This is a genomic window from Curtobacterium sp. PhB191 (assembly GCF_004346515.1).
Lineage (GTDB): Bacteria > Actinomycetota > Actinomycetes > Actinomycetales > Microbacteriaceae > Curtobacterium.
On record NZ_SMBV01000004.1, the window covers coordinates 77,022 to 92,531 of the forward strand.

The 15,510-nt window shown below is 70.4% G+C and carries 17 protein-coding genes and 4 tRNA genes; 6 read left to right on the forward strand and 15 right to left on the reverse strand.

Features of this window, described 5'->3' with window-relative positions:
- The first annotated feature begins 41 nt into the window (after positions 1–41).
- Positions 42–1,253 carry an ROK family protein gene (locus EDF48_RS08060; RefSeq protein ID WP_207913236.1) on the forward strand — a complete coding sequence of 404 codons (1,212 nt, stop codon included), beginning with the start codon at positions 42–44 and terminating at the stop codon, positions 1,251–1,253.
- A gap of 67 nt (positions 1,254–1,320) precedes the next feature.
- Positions 1,321–2,004, forward strand: coding sequence for a YqaJ viral recombinase family protein (locus EDF48_RS08065; RefSeq protein ID WP_123938623.1), 684 nt, complete (start codon positions 1,321–1,323; stop codon positions 2,002–2,004).
- Between the two features lie 9 nt (positions 2,005–2,013).
- Here the strand turns inward: EDF48_RS08065 and EDF48_RS08070 are convergent, their stop codons facing one another.
- The 6 genes from EDF48_RS08070 to EDF48_RS08095 form a co-directional block, all read right to left on the reverse strand.
- Positions 2,014–2,622 carry a Pr6Pr family membrane protein gene (locus EDF48_RS08070; protein ID WP_123292111.1) on the reverse strand — a complete coding sequence of 203 codons (609 nt, stop codon included), beginning with the start codon at positions 2,620–2,622 and terminating at the stop codon, positions 2,014–2,016.
- Between the two features lie 100 nt (positions 2,623–2,722).
- Positions 2,723–3,412: a 50S ribosomal protein L1 gene (gene rplA / locus EDF48_RS08075; RefSeq protein ID WP_123292110.1), complete on the reverse strand. Its 690-nt coding sequence runs from the start codon at positions 3,410–3,412 to the stop codon at positions 2,723–2,725.
- A gap of 90 nt (positions 3,413–3,502) precedes the next feature.
- Positions 3,503–3,934, reverse strand: coding sequence for a 50S ribosomal protein L11 (gene rplK / locus EDF48_RS08080; protein ID WP_022906459.1), 432 nt, complete (start codon positions 3,932–3,934; stop codon positions 3,503–3,505).
- Between the two features lie 144 nt (positions 3,935–4,078).
- Positions 4,079–5,092 carry a transcription termination/antitermination protein NusG gene (gene nusG, locus EDF48_RS08085; protein ID WP_123672358.1) on the reverse strand — a complete coding sequence of 338 codons (1,014 nt, stop codon included), beginning with the start codon at positions 5,090–5,092 and terminating at the stop codon, positions 4,079–4,081.
- A gap of 119 nt (positions 5,093–5,211) precedes the next feature.
- A complete protein-coding gene (gene secE, locus EDF48_RS08090) occupies positions 5,212–5,490 on the reverse strand; it encodes a preprotein translocase subunit SecE (RefSeq protein ID WP_111084262.1) in 279 nt (92 codons plus the stop codon).
- Positions 5,491–5,510: 20 nt separating this feature from the next.
- Positions 5,511–5,583 (reverse strand) — tRNA-Trp (locus tag EDF48_RS08095).
- A gap of 180 nt (positions 5,584–5,763) precedes the next feature.
- Between EDF48_RS08095 and EDF48_RS08100 the strand changes: the two genes are divergently transcribed.
- On the forward strand, positions 5,764–6,945 hold the full coding sequence (locus EDF48_RS08100) for a pyridoxal phosphate-dependent aminotransferase (protein WP_131879556.1): 1,182 nt from the start codon (positions 5,764–5,766) through the stop codon (positions 6,943–6,945).
- Positions 6,946–7,053: 108 nt separating this feature from the next.
- On the opposite strand, the gene EDF48_RS08105 is transcribed toward EDF48_RS08100, so the two are convergent.
- From EDF48_RS08105 to EDF48_RS08115, 3 genes are read right to left on the reverse strand one after another with little or no spacing between them, the layout of a single operon-like run.
- On the reverse strand, positions 7,054–8,070 hold the full coding sequence (locus EDF48_RS08105) for a UDP-N-acetylmuramate dehydrogenase (RefSeq protein WP_243692435.1): 1,017 nt from the start codon (positions 8,068–8,070) through the stop codon (positions 7,054–7,056).
- Between the two features lie 14 nt (positions 8,071–8,084).
- A complete protein-coding gene (locus EDF48_RS08110; RefSeq protein WP_123292107.1) occupies positions 8,085–8,510 on the reverse strand; it encodes a MaoC/PaaZ C-terminal domain-containing protein in 426 nt (141 codons plus the stop codon).
- Positions 8,507–8,956 carry a MaoC family dehydratase N-terminal domain-containing protein gene (locus EDF48_RS08115; protein ID WP_123292106.1) on the reverse strand — a complete coding sequence of 150 codons (450 nt, stop codon included), beginning with the start codon at positions 8,954–8,956 and terminating at the stop codon, positions 8,507–8,509. The genes EDF48_RS08110 and EDF48_RS08115 overlap by 4 nt, the downstream gene beginning before the upstream one ends.
- A gap of 129 nt (positions 8,957–9,085) precedes the next feature.
- Between EDF48_RS08115 and EDF48_RS08120 the strand changes: the two genes are divergently transcribed.
- Positions 9,086–9,484, forward strand: a complete 399-nt coding sequence (locus EDF48_RS08120) for a hypothetical protein (protein ID WP_131845699.1) — start codon at positions 9,086–9,088, stop codon at positions 9,482–9,484.
- A gap of 170 nt (positions 9,485–9,654) precedes the next feature.
- Here the strand turns inward: EDF48_RS08120 and EDF48_RS08125 are convergent.
- The 5 genes from EDF48_RS08125 to EDF48_RS08145 all read right to left on the reverse strand — a co-directional run bounded on the left by EDF48_RS08125 (position 9,655) and on the right by EDF48_RS08145 (position 12,261).
- Positions 9,655–9,728, reverse strand: a tRNA-Met gene (locus tag EDF48_RS08125).
- 32 nt (positions 9,729–9,760) lie between these two features.
- Positions 9,761–9,832, reverse strand: a tRNA-Thr gene (locus EDF48_RS08130).
- A 93-nt stretch (positions 9,833–9,925) separates the two neighbouring features.
- Positions 9,926–11,149, reverse strand: coding sequence for a M23 family metallopeptidase (locus EDF48_RS08135; RefSeq protein ID WP_131879289.1), 1,224 nt, complete (start codon positions 11,147–11,149; stop codon positions 9,926–9,928).
- Positions 11,150–11,297: 148 nt separating this feature from the next.
- Entirely contained in the window at positions 11,298–12,119 is an 822-nt protein-coding gene (locus EDF48_RS08140; RefSeq protein WP_131879291.1) for an inositol monophosphatase family protein, read from the reverse strand.
- Between the two features lie 57 nt (positions 12,120–12,176).
- Positions 12,177–12,261: transfer RNA gene (locus EDF48_RS08145), tRNA-Tyr, on the reverse strand.
- 136 nt (positions 12,262–12,397) lie between these two features.
- On the opposite strand from EDF48_RS08145, the gene EDF48_RS08150 reads away from it, so the two are divergent.
- Both EDF48_RS08150 and cls read left to right on the forward strand, forming a co-directional pair.
- A complete protein-coding gene (locus EDF48_RS08150; protein ID WP_111084269.1) occupies positions 12,398–12,886 on the forward strand; it encodes a YajQ family cyclic di-GMP-binding protein in 489 nt (162 codons plus the stop codon).
- A 5-nt stretch (positions 12,887–12,891) separates the two neighbouring features.
- Positions 12,892–14,352, forward strand: a complete 1,461-nt coding sequence (gene cls / locus EDF48_RS08155) for a cardiolipin synthase (RefSeq protein ID WP_131879293.1) — start codon at positions 12,892–12,894, stop codon at positions 14,350–14,352.
- Positions 14,353–14,392: 40 nt separating this feature from the next.
- Here the strand turns inward: cls and EDF48_RS08160 are convergent, their stop codons facing one another.
- A complete protein-coding gene (locus EDF48_RS08160) occupies positions 14,393–15,508 on the reverse strand; it encodes a heparan-alpha-glucosaminide N-acetyltransferase domain-containing protein (RefSeq protein WP_131879295.1) in 1,116 nt (371 codons plus the stop codon).
- Positions 15,509–15,510 lie beyond the last annotated feature (2 nt).

The following is a 15,510-nucleotide window of genomic DNA, read 5'->3' on the forward strand; positions in this document are numbered from 1 at the left end:
CTTCGTTGCGTGGCGCGTTCGATGTGTGCTTCACTCCCCCCATGGTCGACTTGACTCGGACGGCAGCGTCGCCTCCGGTCGGGACGAGCGAGCTCTTCCAGATCCTCCGCGACGGCGTGCCGCGGACCCGGGCCGAGCTCGCCGCACTGACAGGACTCGCACGCTCCACCATCGGCGTGCGCCTGGACTCCCTCATCGAGGTCGGTCTCGTCGGCCCCGTCGACACCGCCGTCTCCACCGGAGGACGGCCGCCGGCCCAGGTGGCGCTGAAGCCCCGCGCCCGGCTCGTGATCGCCGCCGACCTCGGCGCCTCGCACGGCCGTGTCGCCGTCACGGACCTGGTCGCTGCCCCGCTCGCCACCCGCGAAGCGCGCATCGACATCGCCGCCGGCCCGGTGGAGACCCTGTCGTGGCTGGTCGCCACCATCGACGAGCTGCTCGACGAGGTCGGCCGCGCCCGACAGGACGTCATCGCCATCGGCATCGGCGTGCCCGGTCCGGTGGAGTTCTCGACCGGACGCCCGGCGAACCCCCCGATCATGCCCGGGTGGGACGGCTTCGACGTGCCGTCGTGGCTCCGCCAGCACATCGCGGCGCACGTCCTGCTCGACAACGACGTGAACATCGCGGCCCTCGGCGAACGGGAGCACGGCTGGCCCGACGTCGACCACCTGTTGTTCGTCAAGGTCGCCACCGGCATCGGGTCCGGCATCGTGTCGGACGGCGAACTGCAACGCGGCGCCCAGGGCACCGCCGGTGACATCGGCCACGTGCGGGTGTCCCGTGCCGGCGACGTCCCCTGCCACTGCGGCAACACCGGGTGCCTCGAGGCGGTTGCGTCCGGTCCGGCGATCGCCCGTGCCCTGCGTGCGAAGGGGCACGACGCCCACACTGGCGCCGACGTGCTGGACCTGGTGAACCGCACCGACCTCGACGCCATCTACGCCGTCCGACAGGCGGGCCGCGACATCGGCGAGGTGCTCGCCACGTGCGTCTCGCTCATGAACCCGTCGGTGATCGTCCTGGGCGGCTCGATCACGCAGGCTGGTGAGCACCTGCTCGCCGGCGTCCGCGAGGTCGTCTACTCGCGGTCGATGCCGCTCGCCACCGAGCACCTCGTCATCGCCCAGTCGCGTGCGGGGTCGCTCGCCGCGCTGCAGGGCGCAGCGGCGCTCGCGATCGGCTACGCGCTCTCCCCCGCCGGGGTCGACGAGCTGGTCGCCTACGCCGAGGGGCGTGAGCTGGTCTCCTGACGTGTGCGCTGCGCCTCGTGAGCGCGTCGGATTCGGTCTTGCCGGTGGTCGGGGGGAGAATCGACGGGTGACGATCGTGCAGCCCACCCTGTGGGGCGACCTGGACCCCGGACTGGAGGAGCTGTCTGCCTCCGCCACGCCGGCTGCGGTCCCCGGGCGCGACGCGTTCACCGCCCTGCGCGGCCACACCGAGCGGATCGTCGCGCACTCCTCGGACCGCTTCGCCTGGCTCCGCGCCCGCGCCGCGGGCATCACCGCGACCGACGTCGCTCGGCTCGCCTCGCTGCACGCGGTCGAGGCCGTCGTCACCGAGAAGCGCTACGGCTCACGGTTCTCCGGCAACGCGTTCACCGAGCACGGCAAGGACCGCGAGCCCCACATCGCCGCCTGGGTCGCGGCCACGCACGGCATCCAGCCCTCGGCGCACCTGTTCCACGCCGCCGCGAACCGGGCGCACCTCGCGACCCCCGACGGCGTCGGTGTCCAGGGCTCGCGGGTGGTGCTCGCCGAGATCAAGACCACCGCGAAGGGCTGGCGGAGCATCCCCCGGCACTACCTGCGGCAGATCTGGTGGCAGCAGTACGTGCTCGGTGCCGACCGCACCCTGTTCGTCTGGGAGCGCCACGACGGCTTCGTCCCCGTCGCCGACGAGCCCGAGTGCCGCTGGGTCGACCGTGACGACGACCAGATCCGCGGACTCGTGCAGCTCGCCGACCTGGTGCTCGACAAGCTGCGCGACTTCCGCTCGTAGCCCGTCAGCTCAGACCTTGACGAGTCTCAGCCGGCTCATCCCCACGACCAGGACGCCGAGCAACCCGATCGAGACGCCCACGCCGACGCAGTAGATCGCCACGACGCCGTACCCCTGCGCGGGGTCGAGGAACGGGTACGGCACCCAGCCGTCGGTCGCGCCCCGGATCAGGATGACGATCGTCCACACCGCCGGGTAGACCAGGAACCACCAGACGTGGCGGAGGAGCAGCTTCGACCGGTCGGAGAACAGCAGCCAGTCGAGGACCGCGTACGCGGGGATGACCTTGTGCAGCACGTCGTTCGACCACTGGACGCTCGCCGACACGTCGACGTTCGTCAGCAGGGTGTTGTAGACGATCCCGGTCGTGGCGATGTAGACCGTGCCGGCGCCCCGGAGCAGACTCACCCGCAGGTCCCCACGCTTGCGGCGGGCCGAGGCGACGAGGGTCACCGCCAGGGCCACGGCGATGATGACGTTCGACTGGATCGTGAAGTAGCCGAAGAAGTTCCACGGGTTGTAGACGTCCGTCTTCGAGCTGACGAGCCACTGGGCGACGATCGCGACGACGACGGCGATGACGGCGATCAACCGGAGCGAGTTCACGAGGGTGCGCACGAGACCACGCTACCGGGACGCGCGCCCCTGCACGCGAAAAGGGCCCGCACCGTTGCCGGTGCGGGCCCTTCTGCGAGTCAGTGACTCGGAGTCAGTGGACTCAGATGCTGTTGACGTCCAGCGGGATGCCGGGGCCGAAGGTCGTCGAGACGGCGCCCTTCATGACGTAACGGCCCTTCGAGGAGCTCGGCTTGAGGCGGTTGATCTCCTCGAGCGCGGTCGAGATGTTCTCGTCGAGCTGCTCCGGCGTGAACGAGGCCTTGCCGACGACGAAGTGCACGTTGGCGTGCTTGTCGACGCGGAACTCGATCTTGCCGCCCTTGATGTCGTTGACGGCCTGCGCCACGTTCGGGGTCACGGTGCCGGTCTTCGGGTTCGGCATGAGGCCACGCGGGCCGAGCACCTTGCCGAGACGACCGACCTTGCCCATGAGCTCGGGCGTCGCGACGGCGGAGTCGAAGGACGTGTAGCCCTCGGCGACCTTCGCGATGAGCTCGTCGCCACCGACCTCGTCGGCGCCGGCTGCGATCGCGGCCTCGGCCGCTGCACCCGTCGCGAACACGATGACGCGGGCGGTCTTGCCCGTGCCGTGCGGCAGGATGACCGTGCCGCGGACCATCTGGTCCGCCTTGCGCGGGTCGACGCCGAGCTTCAGTGCGACCTCGACCGTGGAGTCGGTCTTCGCAGAGCCGGTCTCCTTGGCCAGGGCGACTGCCTCGGTCGGGGTGTAGAACTTGTCGGCCTCGATCTTCGCGGCCGCGGCTTCGTAGGCCTTGGACTTCTTCGCCATGGTGGTCTCCTTGCGAGATACGTGGTTGACGAGCCGGCGCGGCTCTCCCACGGAAAGGTGTCTGGGTGTGGGCCGGAGCCCGATCGGTGCTTAGGCCTCGACCGTGATGCCCATCGAGCGTGCGGTGCCGGCGATGATCTTCGCGGCCTGCTCGATGTCGTTGGCGTTCAGGTCGGCCTGCTTGGTCTCGGCGATCTGACGGACCTGGTCCATCGAGATCTTCGCGACCTTGACCGTGTGCGGGGTCGCGGACCCCTTCTGCACACCAGCAGCCTTCTTGATGAGCTCAGCGGCCGGCGGGGTCTTGAGGACGAACGTGAACGAACGGTCCTCGTAGACGGTGATCTCGACCGGCACGACGTTGCCACGCTGCGACTCGGTCGCCGCGTTGTACGCCTTGCAGAACTCCATGATGTTGACGCCGTGCTGACCGAGTGCCGGACCGATCGGCGGGGCCGGGTTGGCGGCTCCCGCGTTGATCTGCAGCTTGATCAGGCCCGTGACCTTCTTCTTCGGTGCCATGACTTGTCTTCCTCCTGGAATCGAACGCACGGGGATCCGTGCACTCTCCCGCTGGTCCGGCCGTTCCGGACCGCGGTGAAGGCCCACACGCACGAGGCGTGCGGGCCCAAACTCGATGAGTCTACCCGAATGGGGAGACCTGGACTAGAGCTTCGTGACCTGGTCGAAGCTGAGTTCGACCGGGGTCTCGCGCTCGAACAGCGAGACGAGGACGGTGAGCTTGCCGCTCTCCGGCTTGATCTCGGAGATCGAACCCGGCAGGCCCGCGAACGAGCCTTCCTTGATGGTGATCGTCTCGCCGACCTCGAAGTCGACCTCGGCAGCGGGCTGCGCCTGCAGGGAACCGCCGGACTTCGAGCCACCCTTGGTCGGGGCGGCCTCGGCGACCTGCACGAGGGACTTGAGCATGCCGAACGCCTCGTCGAAACGGAGCGGCGTCGGGTTGTGGGCGTTGCCGACGAAGCCGGTGACACCGGGGGTGTGCCGGACGACGGACCACGAGTCCTCGTTGAGGTCCATGCGGACGAGCACGTACGAGGGGATCCGGACGCGGGTGACCAGCTTGCGCTGCCCGTTCTTGATCTCGACGACGTCCTCCATCGGGACCTCGACCTGGTAGATCGACTCCTCCATCGACATCGACACCATGCGGTTCTCGATGTTCGACTTCACGCGGCGCTCGAAGCCCGCGTAGGAGTGGATGACGTACCACTTGCCCGGCTTCATCCGCAGCTCGACCTTGAAGGCCTCGTACGGGTCGACCTCGGCCTCTTCGGCGTCGTCGTCTTCGGCGTCGATCGCTTCGTCGGCGGCGAGGGTCTCGTTCGCCTCTTCGGCGGTCTCGGACTCGAGTTCGATCTCTTCCTCGTCCTCGACGGCCTCCACCGCGGCCTCGGCCTCGTCGGTGGAGTCGATCTCGAGGGCGTCCTCGACGACGGCGTCGGCCTCGGGGTCCTTGGACTCCTGCAGTGCCGTCAGCTCCTCGTCGATGCCGAGGGACTCGTCGTCCTCGGACTCGACGGAGATCGCGCGCTCCTCGGCGGACTCGGCGGAGCGCTCCTCGCCGGTCTCGACGTCGCCTTCCTGGTTCTCCTCGACCTCGGAGGACTGCTCGGCAGCCGTCGCGAGGTCGATGTCGTCGCGGGAGTAGTCAGACACAGTCGATTCTTTCCGTTCGGTGGTGCGGGTCGGGATGGCGGACGGTCCTGGTCACGATCGGCACCGTCTCGGGCGACCGTACTCCAGTGGACTGCCGCACTCGGCAGTCGACGTCCGGGTCAGGCCGTGGGCCCGTTGCCGAAGACGTACCCGACGCCGAGACCGAACACGAAGTCGAGGATCGACACCAGGATCATCATCACGACGACGAAGACGAGCACGACCAGCGTGTAGCTGAAGAGCTCCTTGCGGGTCGGCGTCACGACCTTGCGCAGTTCGCCGATCACCTGACGAATGAAGAGCACGATGGCAGCGATCGGACCCCGGCGCTCGGCCCGGTCCTGCTTCGCCTTGGCGACGACGTCGTCCGCCGTCGTCTCCATGTCTTTGCTCGCCAACTTCTACCCTTCCAGAGTTGCAGGGCGGACAGGACTCGAACCTGCAACCTGCGGTTTTGGAGACCGCTGCTCTACCAATTGAGCCACCGCCCTTCAGAGCACGTCCGTCACCGATCGTGTTCCGGTGGTCGAGTGTACGGGAGTCCGTCACACGGTGTCCACTTGGCCCCCTCCACGGCGTGCCGCGCCGATAGGCTGGCACCCGTGAGCACCGCAGCCCCCGGCCCCGAGTCCACCGCAACCCCCGCCGCCGCGCCGACCGATCGGCCGCGCATCGCGTCCCGCATCGCGGCGATCGCCGAGTCCGCGACGCTCAAGGTCGACGCGAAGGCCAAGGCCCTGAAGGCCGCGGGCCGACCCGTCATCTCCTTCGCCGCCGGCGAGCCCGACTTCGCCACGCCCGACCACGTGGTCGTCGCCGCGGTCGAGGCCGCACAGGACCCGAAGAACCACCGGTACACGCCGGCGACCGGTCTGCCGGAGCTGAAGCAGGCCATCGCCGAGAAGACCGCACGCGAGTCCGGCATCACCGTCGACCCGTCGCGGGTGATCGTCACCAACGGCGGCAAGCAGGCCGTCTACCAGGCGTTCCAGACGATCGTCGACGCCGGCGACGAGGTCCTGCTCCCCGCCCCGTACTGGACCACCTACCCCGAGGCCATCCGCCTGGCCGGTGGCGAGCCGGTCGAGGTCTTCGCCGGCAGCGACCAGGGCTACCTCGTCACCGTCGAGCAGCTCGAGGCCGCGCGCACCCCGAAGACGAAGGCGCTGCTGTTCTGCTCGCCGTCGAACCCGACGGGCGCCGTCTACACCGCCGAGCAGACCACGGCCATCGGCGAGTGGGCACTCGAGCACGGCATCTGGGTGATCAGCGACGAGATCTACCAGGACCTCGTGTACGACGGACTCCGCTTCACCGGCATCCTCGACGCCGTGCCGGCCCTCGCCGACACCACGATCCTGGTCAACGGCGTCGCGAAGACCTACGCGATGACCGGCTGGCGCGTCGGCTGGTTCATCGGTCCCGCCGACGCGGTCAAGGCCGCGTCGAACCTGCAGTCGCACCTGTCGTCGAACGTGTCGAACGTGTCCCAGCGCGCCGCGATCGCCGCGCTCACCGGGCCGCAGGAGCCGGTGGCGGCCATGCGCGAGGCCTTCGACCGCCGTCGCCAGGCCATCGTCGCCGGGCTCAACGCGATCCCGGGCTTCGTCACGCCGACCCCGCAGGGCGCCTTCTACGTCTACCCCGACGTCACCGCACTGCTCGGTCGCGAGTGGGCGGGCTCGACCCCGACGACGACCCTCGAGCTGGCCGACCTGATCCTCGAGCACGCCGAGGTCGCGGTCGTCCCGGGCGAGGCCTTCGGTCCGTCCGGCTACCTGCGCCTGTCGTACGCGCTCGGCGACGACGACATCGCCGAGGGTGTGGCCCGCCTGGCGGAGTTCTTCGCGTAGTCCCCGCGCCCACGACACCCCGCAGAACGCAGAACGGGCCGCCTCGTCGAGGTGGCCCGTTCTGCGTTCCGGGAGGCCCGTGGCCGGGTCGTGCCCGTGCCCGTGCGCTCAGTCGAGCAGGTCCCCCACCACGACGGGCTCCGGCACGAGCGACACCCCGAAGCGGTTCAGGACCGTGACCTGCACGTACCGCGCGAGCTCGGCCACCTGGGCCGCCGTCGCGCCGCCACGGTTGGTCAGGGCCAGGGTGTGCTTCGACGAGATCGCCGCGCGCGACCCCGGCACGGCGTAGCCACGGTGCACCCCCGCGTGCTCGATGAGCCAGGCGGCGCTGAGCTTGACGTCGTCGCCGGCCGGCCACCGTGGCGCGTCGGCGGGGAGGGTCTCGGCGAAGGCCGCGGACACGATCGGGTTCGTGAAGAACGACCCGGCGCTCCAGGTGTCCCGGTCGTCGGCGTCGAGCACCATGCCCTTCGAGGCGCGGAGGCGCAGGACCTCGTCACGGACCGTCGTGGGTTCCACGAGGGCACCGAGGTCGACCCCGAGCGAACCGGCGAGCTGGGCGTACCGCACCGGCACGCCGTGCTCCCCCGCCGTGCCGAGCCGGAACTCGACCGTCAGCACGACACCGCGGCGTCCGTGCTTGAGGGTTGACGTGCGGTAGCCGAGCGCCAGCTCGGCCGCGGGCACCCACGTGCGCTCCCCCGTGGCCGCATCGAGGAACTCGACCCGGGTGAGCACGTCGGAGAGCTCGACCCCGTAGGCGCCGATGTTCTGCACGGGGGCGGCGCCGACGGTGCCCGGGATGCCGCTGAGGGCCTCCAGGCCGGTCCAGCCGTTCGCGACGGTGGTGGCGACGAACGCGTCCCAGGGTTCGCCGGCGGCGACGCGGACGGTGACGCCGTCGGCGTCCGTGTCGGCGTCCACCCCCGTGGTGCGGACCAGGACGACGGTGCCGTCGAAGCCGGAGTCGGCGACCAGCACGTTGCTGCCGCCGCCGAGGACCAGCCACTCGTGGTCGTCCCATGCGGTGCGCGTGTGGGCAACGAGCTCGTCGGTCGTCGTGGCCGTGAGCAGCCGCGCGGCCGCCCCACCGACGCCGAGCGTCGTGAGGTCGGCGAGCACCGGCTCGTGCACGGTCAGCGGAACGCCACCGTGACCTGCGCCTTGCCGAGCACGGTCTGCCCGCCGGCGGTCACGGTGAGGTCGATGCGCTTCGGTCGGCCGTCGTCGTCGACGGTTCCGACCTTGGCGACGATGCCGATGGTCGCGCCCTGCTCCGGGTCCACGACGACGGGGCGGGTGAAGCGGACGCCGTAGCCCGCGACCCAACCGCTGTCACCGAGCCACTCGGAGACCGGCTGCACGGCGAGGCCCATCGTGAGCATGCCGTGCGCGAGGACGCCGGGCAGACCGACCGAGGCGGCGACGTCGTCGCGGTAGTGGATCGGGTTGAAGTCACCGGAGGCGCCGGCGTAGCGGACGAGCGAGTCGCGGGTGACGTGCACCTCGCGCTCGGCGACGACCGTGCCGACCTCGATCGCGGTGGCGGGTGCGGCGGTCATGCGTCGTCTCCTCGGACCACGAGGGTGGACGTCGCCGTGACGACGTGCTCCCCCGAGGCGTCGTTCATGGTGCTCTGGGCCGTGACCATCGCGTTGCCGCCGAGCGTCTTGACGCTCGTGACGGTCAGGGTCGCGGTGAGTTCGTCACCGGCCACGATGGGCCGGTCGTAGGTGAAGGACTGCTCGCCGTGGACGACACGGGAGAAGTCGATGCCGGCGTCCGGCTCGGCGAGCAGCTGCGCGAGCGTGGCTTCCTGCACGACGACCGCGAAGGTCGGCGGGGCGACGACGTCGGCGTACCCGGCGGCGCGGGCCGCGTCGGGTTCGTGGTGGACGGGGTTGGTCGCGAACACCGCGCGCGAGAACTCGCGCACCTTCTCGCGACCGACCAGGTAGGGCTGGGCCGGCGGGAACGTCCTGCCGACGAGCTCGGGGTTCACTGACACGTCGGCAGTCTACCGACGCCCGTCCGGGGGCCTGTCGATGCTGAGGATGCATCGGCTAGGCTTGCCGGGCCGGTTCGGGGGAATCGGCGGTCCGGTCGCGACACCGGATCAGGGGACGGGGGAGCAACCATGGACACCAGGACCGAGTTCGCCGTGCACACGGGCGACCGGTGCACCGCGATGGAGGTCGCCGGCGCGGCACTCCGCACGGCGGGACACCACGTCGAGTCGACCGGCGGGACCCTCACCGCGACGACCGGCAACCGGCTGCTGACGATCCTGCTCGGCGCGCTCGTGCACCCGTCCCGCGAGTTCCGCCGCTACGAGCTGTCGACGACCGTCACCGGGGCGTCCACCACGATCACGCTGCGGCACCGCGGACACGGCACGGCCGTCTCCGGCGGCAGCATCGGCGCGAGCCGGCGACGAGCCGCCTGGCACGAGGTGAACGCGGCGATCGAGCGCGCGCTGCGCGCGGCCGGCGTGCTGCAGACGCGGACCGACACCGGGTCGCACTCCGCGCTGTAGGGCCGGCCCCAGGGCGGACGGGAGGCCCGGTGTGCGTCCGCCACGTGCCTCCTGGCACGCACCTGGTCCAGCGCACAGCCGAAGTGCGTCCGCACCGCTGTGCACGCAGCCCGGGAACAACGCAGCCCGGGAACGACGAAAGCCCGGCGAACAGATCGCCGGGCTTGCTGTAGCGAGGGCGGGACTTGAACCCGCGACCCCACGATTATGAGTCGTGTGCTCTAACCAACTGAGCTACCCCGCCAGAGATCCGGAGCGACACGCGCACCGGGTCGGAGCCCCGAGTCAGGATTGAACTGACGACCCCCTCCTTACCATGGAGGTGCTCTACCACTGAGCTATCGGGGCGATGTGCCGCGAACGGCACCACACGAGGATAGCAGACCTCCGACGCTGCTCCGGAACCGGGCGAGACGCCCGGGCGTGCCGCGTCGGCGACCGCTAGTTCGCGTTGGTCTGGAGCCACGCCAGCGGGTCCACGGGGACCCCGTCGACGTGCACTTCGAGGTGCAGGTGCGGGCCCGTGGAGTTGCCCGTGCTGCCCACGAGACCGAGCTCGTCGCCGACCTCGATCTGCTGACCGGTGACCACCTTGAAGGAGTTGTCCTCCATGTGGCCGTACACGCTGACGAACTGCTTGCCGTCGACGTCGTGCTCCACCCAGACGTCGTTGCCGAAGCCGCCGTCGTTCGCCTGGACCTTGATGACGGTGCCGGCGGCGATGACCCGGATCGGGGTGCCCTCGCCGGGAGCGAAGTCGACGCCCATGTGGTTCGTCGAGCAGAACGAGCAGCCCGCGACCTGACGACCGCCGAAGCCGGAGGTGATCGGGACGCCGGTGAGGAACGGCCACTGGATCGTGCCGGTCGGGTCGTTGGTGAAGCTCGAGGCGTCGACGTTCTTGTACTGCGTGGCGTCCGACACCGTGTACTGGTCGCGGCTCGTCGATCCGTCGGCTGCGGCGCTGACGCTCATCGACTGGGTCGCACCGCTCGCCGTCGACCGGGCCGCGGTCGAGCCGGTCTCCGGCACGTAGAGCGCCTGGGCGGGCAGTGACGTCGAGACGACGAGGCCGGCGACGAAGAGGAGCGCACCGACGGCCGTCACGCGCGAGGCCGCACGGCGGAACGAGGCGCCCTGCTTCCGGGCAGCAGCAGCCGGGGCGGGCGCGGCAGCGGTGCGGCTGGCCGCGATGTGCCGGGTGGCGCGGTCGACCTGCACGGCCGGTGCGGCACGGCCGGTCCGCCGACGGGACGCCGGGACCTGGCCGATGACACGGCGGGGCTGGGGCGCGATGGACTCCGCTGCAGCCGTCGCGGTGCGCGGCGCCGTGGCGCGGACGTCCGGCGACGTGGGAGCCGGCGGCGTCGTGATGCGGGAGGCCGGACGGACCGCCGACTCGGGCAGCGCGGGCGACACCGGCGCGAGGTCGATCGGCGACACGGGAGCCGCGGCCGACGACGGTGTGGTCAGCCCGACGACCTCGTCGAACGACGGGCCCGCGGCACGGTCGGGTGCGACGTCCTGCGCGTGGTCCTGCGTGACGGGAGCGCCCTTCGCAGCCGCTCGCTCCGCCTCGATCCGTGCTCGTCGGGTCAGGTGGACGACCGGGGTGGCGGCGTCGACGGGACCGGTGGGGACGGACGTCAGTGGGGAGTGGGGCATGCGTGCGGTGGCGATCCTGATCGGGGAAGGGGCGCGCTCGTTGGTAACGAGCAGATAACGGGACCTGAGCACGGTAGCAAACGTCGTCGCACGTCGCCAGTCGTGGTCATGTCCACCGGGCACCCCCAGACCGAGGGACCGACGGACCTCAGACGCCGAGCGCCTCGGCTTCCAGCCCGCGCAGCAGCGCCTCGAGGTCGTCGGCCACCGCGGGGCTCGCGAACAGGAAGGAACGGGTGCCGCCGGCCTCCCAGATGCGGACCGACGCTCCGGCCTCGCGCGCGACGACGGAGCCGCCGGCCATGTCCCACGGGTTGATCCCGCGCTCGTAGTAGGCGTCGACGACCCCGGCTCCTACCGCGCAGCAGTCGAGCGACGCCGCTCCCCCGCGCCGGATGTCCCGCACCTCGCCGATGAGTCCGGCGAGCACCGCCACCTGCTCGCGGCGCCGGTCGGCCGTGTACCCGAAGCCCGTCGCCACGAGTGTCTCGGCGAGCGAGGCCGGAGCGCTGACGGACAGGGGGACGCCGTCGCGGGTGGCGCCCTGTCCGGCGGCGGCACGGAACACCACCCCGGTCGCGGGGGCCACCACGATGCCGGCGATCGGCTCCCACGTCATCGGGTCGGCGGAGCCCCGCACGACGCCGATGCTCACGCCGTACTCGGCGCTGCCGTACAGGTAGTTCACCGTGCCGTCGATCGGGTCGACGACCCAGGTGATGCCCGACTCCCCCGACGCCGAGCCGGACTCCTCGCCGTGGAACGCGTCGTCCGGCCGGGCCTCGGCGATCCGGGCGCGGATGAGCGCCTCGACCTCGCGGTCCGCCGCCGTGACCACGTCGACGATGCTCGACTTCCGGTCGGCGACCTCGACGCCCTCGGCCCGTCGTCGTGCGGCGAGCGTGGCCGCTTCGCGCGCGATCGTCTCGGCGAGGTCGGCGAACTGGGACGGTGTGCAGTCGGATGCCATGCACCGATCCTGCCAGGGACGACGAAAGCCCCGTCCGGGTCGGACGGGGCTTCGCGATGGTGGCAAGTGAGGGATTCGAACCCCCGAAGGCTACGCCGGCTGATTTACAGTCAGATCCCTTTGGCCGCTTGGGTAACTTGCCATGCGCACCCAGCCGGTGTGATCACCAACCGAAGGCGCGCACAAAAGCATAGCGGATCCGGAACGGTGGTCGTGACCACCGCGAGCCGACCGCCGGAGCCGAACCGGCCCTCCCGTCCGCCGTTAGGCTGTCCGGCATGGCAGACAGTTCCTTCGACGTGGTCAGCAAGGTCGACAAGATGGAGGCGGAGAACGCCCTCAACCAGGCGGCCAAGGAGATCGAGCAGCGGTACGACTTCAAGGGCGCGGACGCGTCGGTCGCCTTCAGCGGCGAGGACGTCCTCATCAAGGCGAACTCGGAAGAGCGCGCGAAGGCCGTCCTCGACGTCCTGCAGAGCAAGGCGATCAAGCGCAACATCAGCCTGAAGAGCCTCGACGCCGGCGACCCCTACCCCTCGGGCAAGGAGTACCGCATCGAGGTGAAGTTCAAGAACGGCATCGAGCAGGACGTCGCGAAGAAGATCGGCGCGTTCCTGCGCGCCAACGCCCCGAAGACCGTGAAGAGCCAGATCCAGGGCGACGAACTGCGGGTCTCCTCGAAGAGCCGCGACGACCTCCAGAACACGATCCAGCTCCTCAAGGGTGAAGAGTTCGACGTCCCGTTGCAGTACATCAACTTCCGCTGACGTCCGTGGAGCACTGGCTCACCGTCGCGATCACGGTCCTGGCCGTCCTGCTGGACCTGGCGATCCGCGTCTTCTCGATCATCTACGTCCCGATCAACCGGAAGCCGCAGACGGCGACCGCCTGGTTGCTCGCGATCTTCCTCATCCCCTACATCGGCTTCATCGTCTTCCTCGTCATCGGGTCGACGAAACTGCCGCGTGCACGGCGTGAGAAGCAGACCGAGATCAACGCGTACATCCTCGAACAGACCGAGGGCATCGAACGCGTGCGCCGTGACCACCCGTGGCCGCTGTGGCTCGAGAGCATCACCACGCTGAACCGCGAACTCGGCGCGATGCCGCTGGTCGGCGGCAACTCGGCGGAGCTCTACCCCGACTCCGAGGAGTCGATCGCGGAGATGACCCGGGCGATCGACCAGTCGCGCCGGTTCGTGCACGTCGAGTTCTACATCGCCACGCTCGACGACACCACGCGACCGTTCTTCGACGCGCTCGCCCGTGCACAGGCCCGCGGCGTCACCGTCCGGTTCCTGCTCGACCACTGGGCCAGCCGCGGCTACCCCGGGTACAAGGACACGCTGGCGTTCATGGACCGCGCCGGCATCGAGTGGCACCTCATGCTCCCGCTGCTGCCACTGCAGGGGAAGTTCCAGCGCCCCGACCTGCGCAACCACCGGAAGATCATGGTCATCGACGGCTCGGTCGCGTTCACCGGGTCGCAGAACCTGATCGACCCCTCGTACGACATCAAGTCGCACATCGAGAAGGGCATGGTCTACAAGGACCTGTTCGCCCGGTTCGAGGGACCGGTCGTCGCGGGGTTGAACGCACTGTTCGTCACCGACTGGTACAGCGAGACCGACGAACTGCTGCTCCGTGAGAGCGACCCCGTCCAGCGGGCCGACCGCGGCGACGCCCTCGACTGCCAGGTCGTGCCGTCCGGGCCCGGGTTCGACGGCGAGAACAACCTGCGCCTGTTCAACGCACTGCTCTACTCGGCGCAGAAGAAGGTGTCGATCACCTCGCCGTACTTCGTGCCGGACGACTCGATGCTCTACGCCATCACGACGACCGCCCAGCGCGGCGTCGAGGTCGAGCTCTTCGTCGGCGAGATGGGCGACCACGCCATGACGTGGCACGCGCAGCGCTCGTACTACGAGGGACTCCTCCGCGCCGGCGTGCGGATCTGGCTGTACCGGGCACCGACGATCCTGCACGCCAAGCACTTCACCATCGACGACGAGGTGTCGGTGATCGGGTCGAGCAACATGGACATGCGCTCGTTCAGCCTGAACCTCGAGGTCTCCGTGATGGTCCGGGGCCACCGCTTCGTCGACGCCCTGCGCAAGGTGCAGGACGCCTACAAGGAGCACAGCTTCGAGCTCACGCTCGACGAGTGGGTCGACCGTCCGCGCCGGTCCAAGGTGCTCGACAACGTCGCGCGGCTCACGGCAGCGCTGCAGTAGCGGACGACCGGGAGGCGCGGCTCGGCCCCGGCAGGGGCGCTCAGCGCATCGGGACGGTGGACGCCAGGGCCGCGACGGCCCGCTCGAGCGGGCCGCGGCCGAGGAACCGGCGCCAGACCATCGCGAACACGACCGAGCCCAGCGCGAACCAGCCCCACGCCTCGGCCGACTCCGGGTACTCGGGAAGCATCGCGATCACCAGGAGGTGTCCCGAGTAGATCGTCAGGGGCATCGACCCGACGGCGGCGAGCGGGAACGCGATCCGCTCGGCGACCCGCCCGCGCCCGTCGAACACCAGGGTGCAGAGGGCGATGACCGCCACCGCCACCCCCGCGGTGCCGATCACGTCGACCGTCGTCGACGAGTGGTCGCGCGGTGACAGGAAGAGCTGGGCGAGGGCCTCGGCCGGCGTGCTGCCCTCGGCGGCGTACGGGACGCCCGGGAACGCGAACGCGGCCCCGGCCGGCAGCGGCGCCAGCACCGTGCCGACGACGTACGCGGTGGCGGCGACCAGTGCGCCGGATGCGAGGAGCGCGACCTGCCGGCGGCGTGGGCCCAGACCGGACCTGGCGACGGCGAGACCGACCAGGACGTACGCCAGGAAGGTGACCACGGGGTAAACCAGGCCGAGCTGCTGTCCGACCATGCCCGAATCGGCGTAGGCCGGTGCGGTCGCGACGGCGACGATCGGCGACAGTACGGCGCAGGCGCCCGCGATGGCGAGGAGCCACGCCGGGCGGACCCGGAGCACCGGGATCACCAGCAGGAACAGCACCCCGTACGTCGGCAGGATGACGTAGACCGGGGTGTCCAACGCGATGAGCACGAACCCGATGCCGACGACGGCCGCGGCGCGGATCGCCAGGCGCGCCCGGACCCGTCCGATCGTCGGGGGTCCTGGCGGAGTCGTGCGACCGCTCGTCAGGCCGATCGACACCCCCGCGAGGACGGCGAACAGCGTGGACGGGCGCCCGTGCGCCACGGCGGACCACGTCGAGGGATCGGACCAGTCGAGCTGGTCCGCGATGCCGCCGATGTGCGCGGCCATCATGCCGAGCAACGCGACGGCCCGCGCGACGTCGACGCCCTGCAGTCGCACGCCGGACGCGGACGCGCCCCGCACCGCGGCGGACGGGACGGGGCGCGTGTCGGTCATCG

What these genes read in the sequence shown, in the direction of transcription:
- EDF48_RS08160 (WP_131879295.1), bottom strand. Translation starts at nt 15,508, where the DNA reads ATGACCGACACGCGCCCCGTCCCGTCCGCCGCGGTGCGGGGCGCGTCC.
- EDF48_RS08110 (WP_123292107.1), bottom strand. Translation starts at nt 8,510, where the DNA reads ATGACCGCCGCACCCGCCACCGCGATCGAGGTCGGCACGGTCGTCGCC.
- EDF48_RS08120 (WP_131845699.1), top strand. Translation starts at nt 9,086, where the DNA reads ATGGACACCAGGACCGAGTTCGCCGTGCACACGGGCGACCGGTGCACC.
- rplK (WP_022906459.1), bottom strand. Translation starts at nt 3,934, where the DNA reads ATGGCACCGAAGAAGAAGGTCACGGGCCTGATCAAGCTGCAGATCAAC.
- EDF48_RS08140 (WP_131879291.1), bottom strand. Translation starts at nt 12,119, where the DNA reads ATGGCATCCGACTGCACACCGTCCCAGTTCGCCGACCTCGCCGAGACG.
- EDF48_RS08150 (WP_111084269.1), top strand. Translation starts at nt 12,398, where the DNA reads ATGGCAGACAGTTCCTTCGACGTGGTCAGCAAGGTCGACAAGATGGAG.
- EDF48_RS08060 (WP_207913236.1), top strand. Translation starts at nt 42, where the DNA reads ATGGTCGACTTGACTCGGACGGCAGCGTCGCCTCCGGTCGGGACGAGC.
- rplA (WP_123292110.1), bottom strand. Translation starts at nt 3,412, where the DNA reads ATGGCGAAGAAGTCCAAGGCCTACGAAGCCGCGGCCGCGAAGATCGAG.
- EDF48_RS08135 (WP_131879289.1), bottom strand. Translation starts at nt 11,149, where the DNA reads ATGCCCCACTCCCCACTGACGTCCGTCCCCACCGGTCCCGTCGACGCC.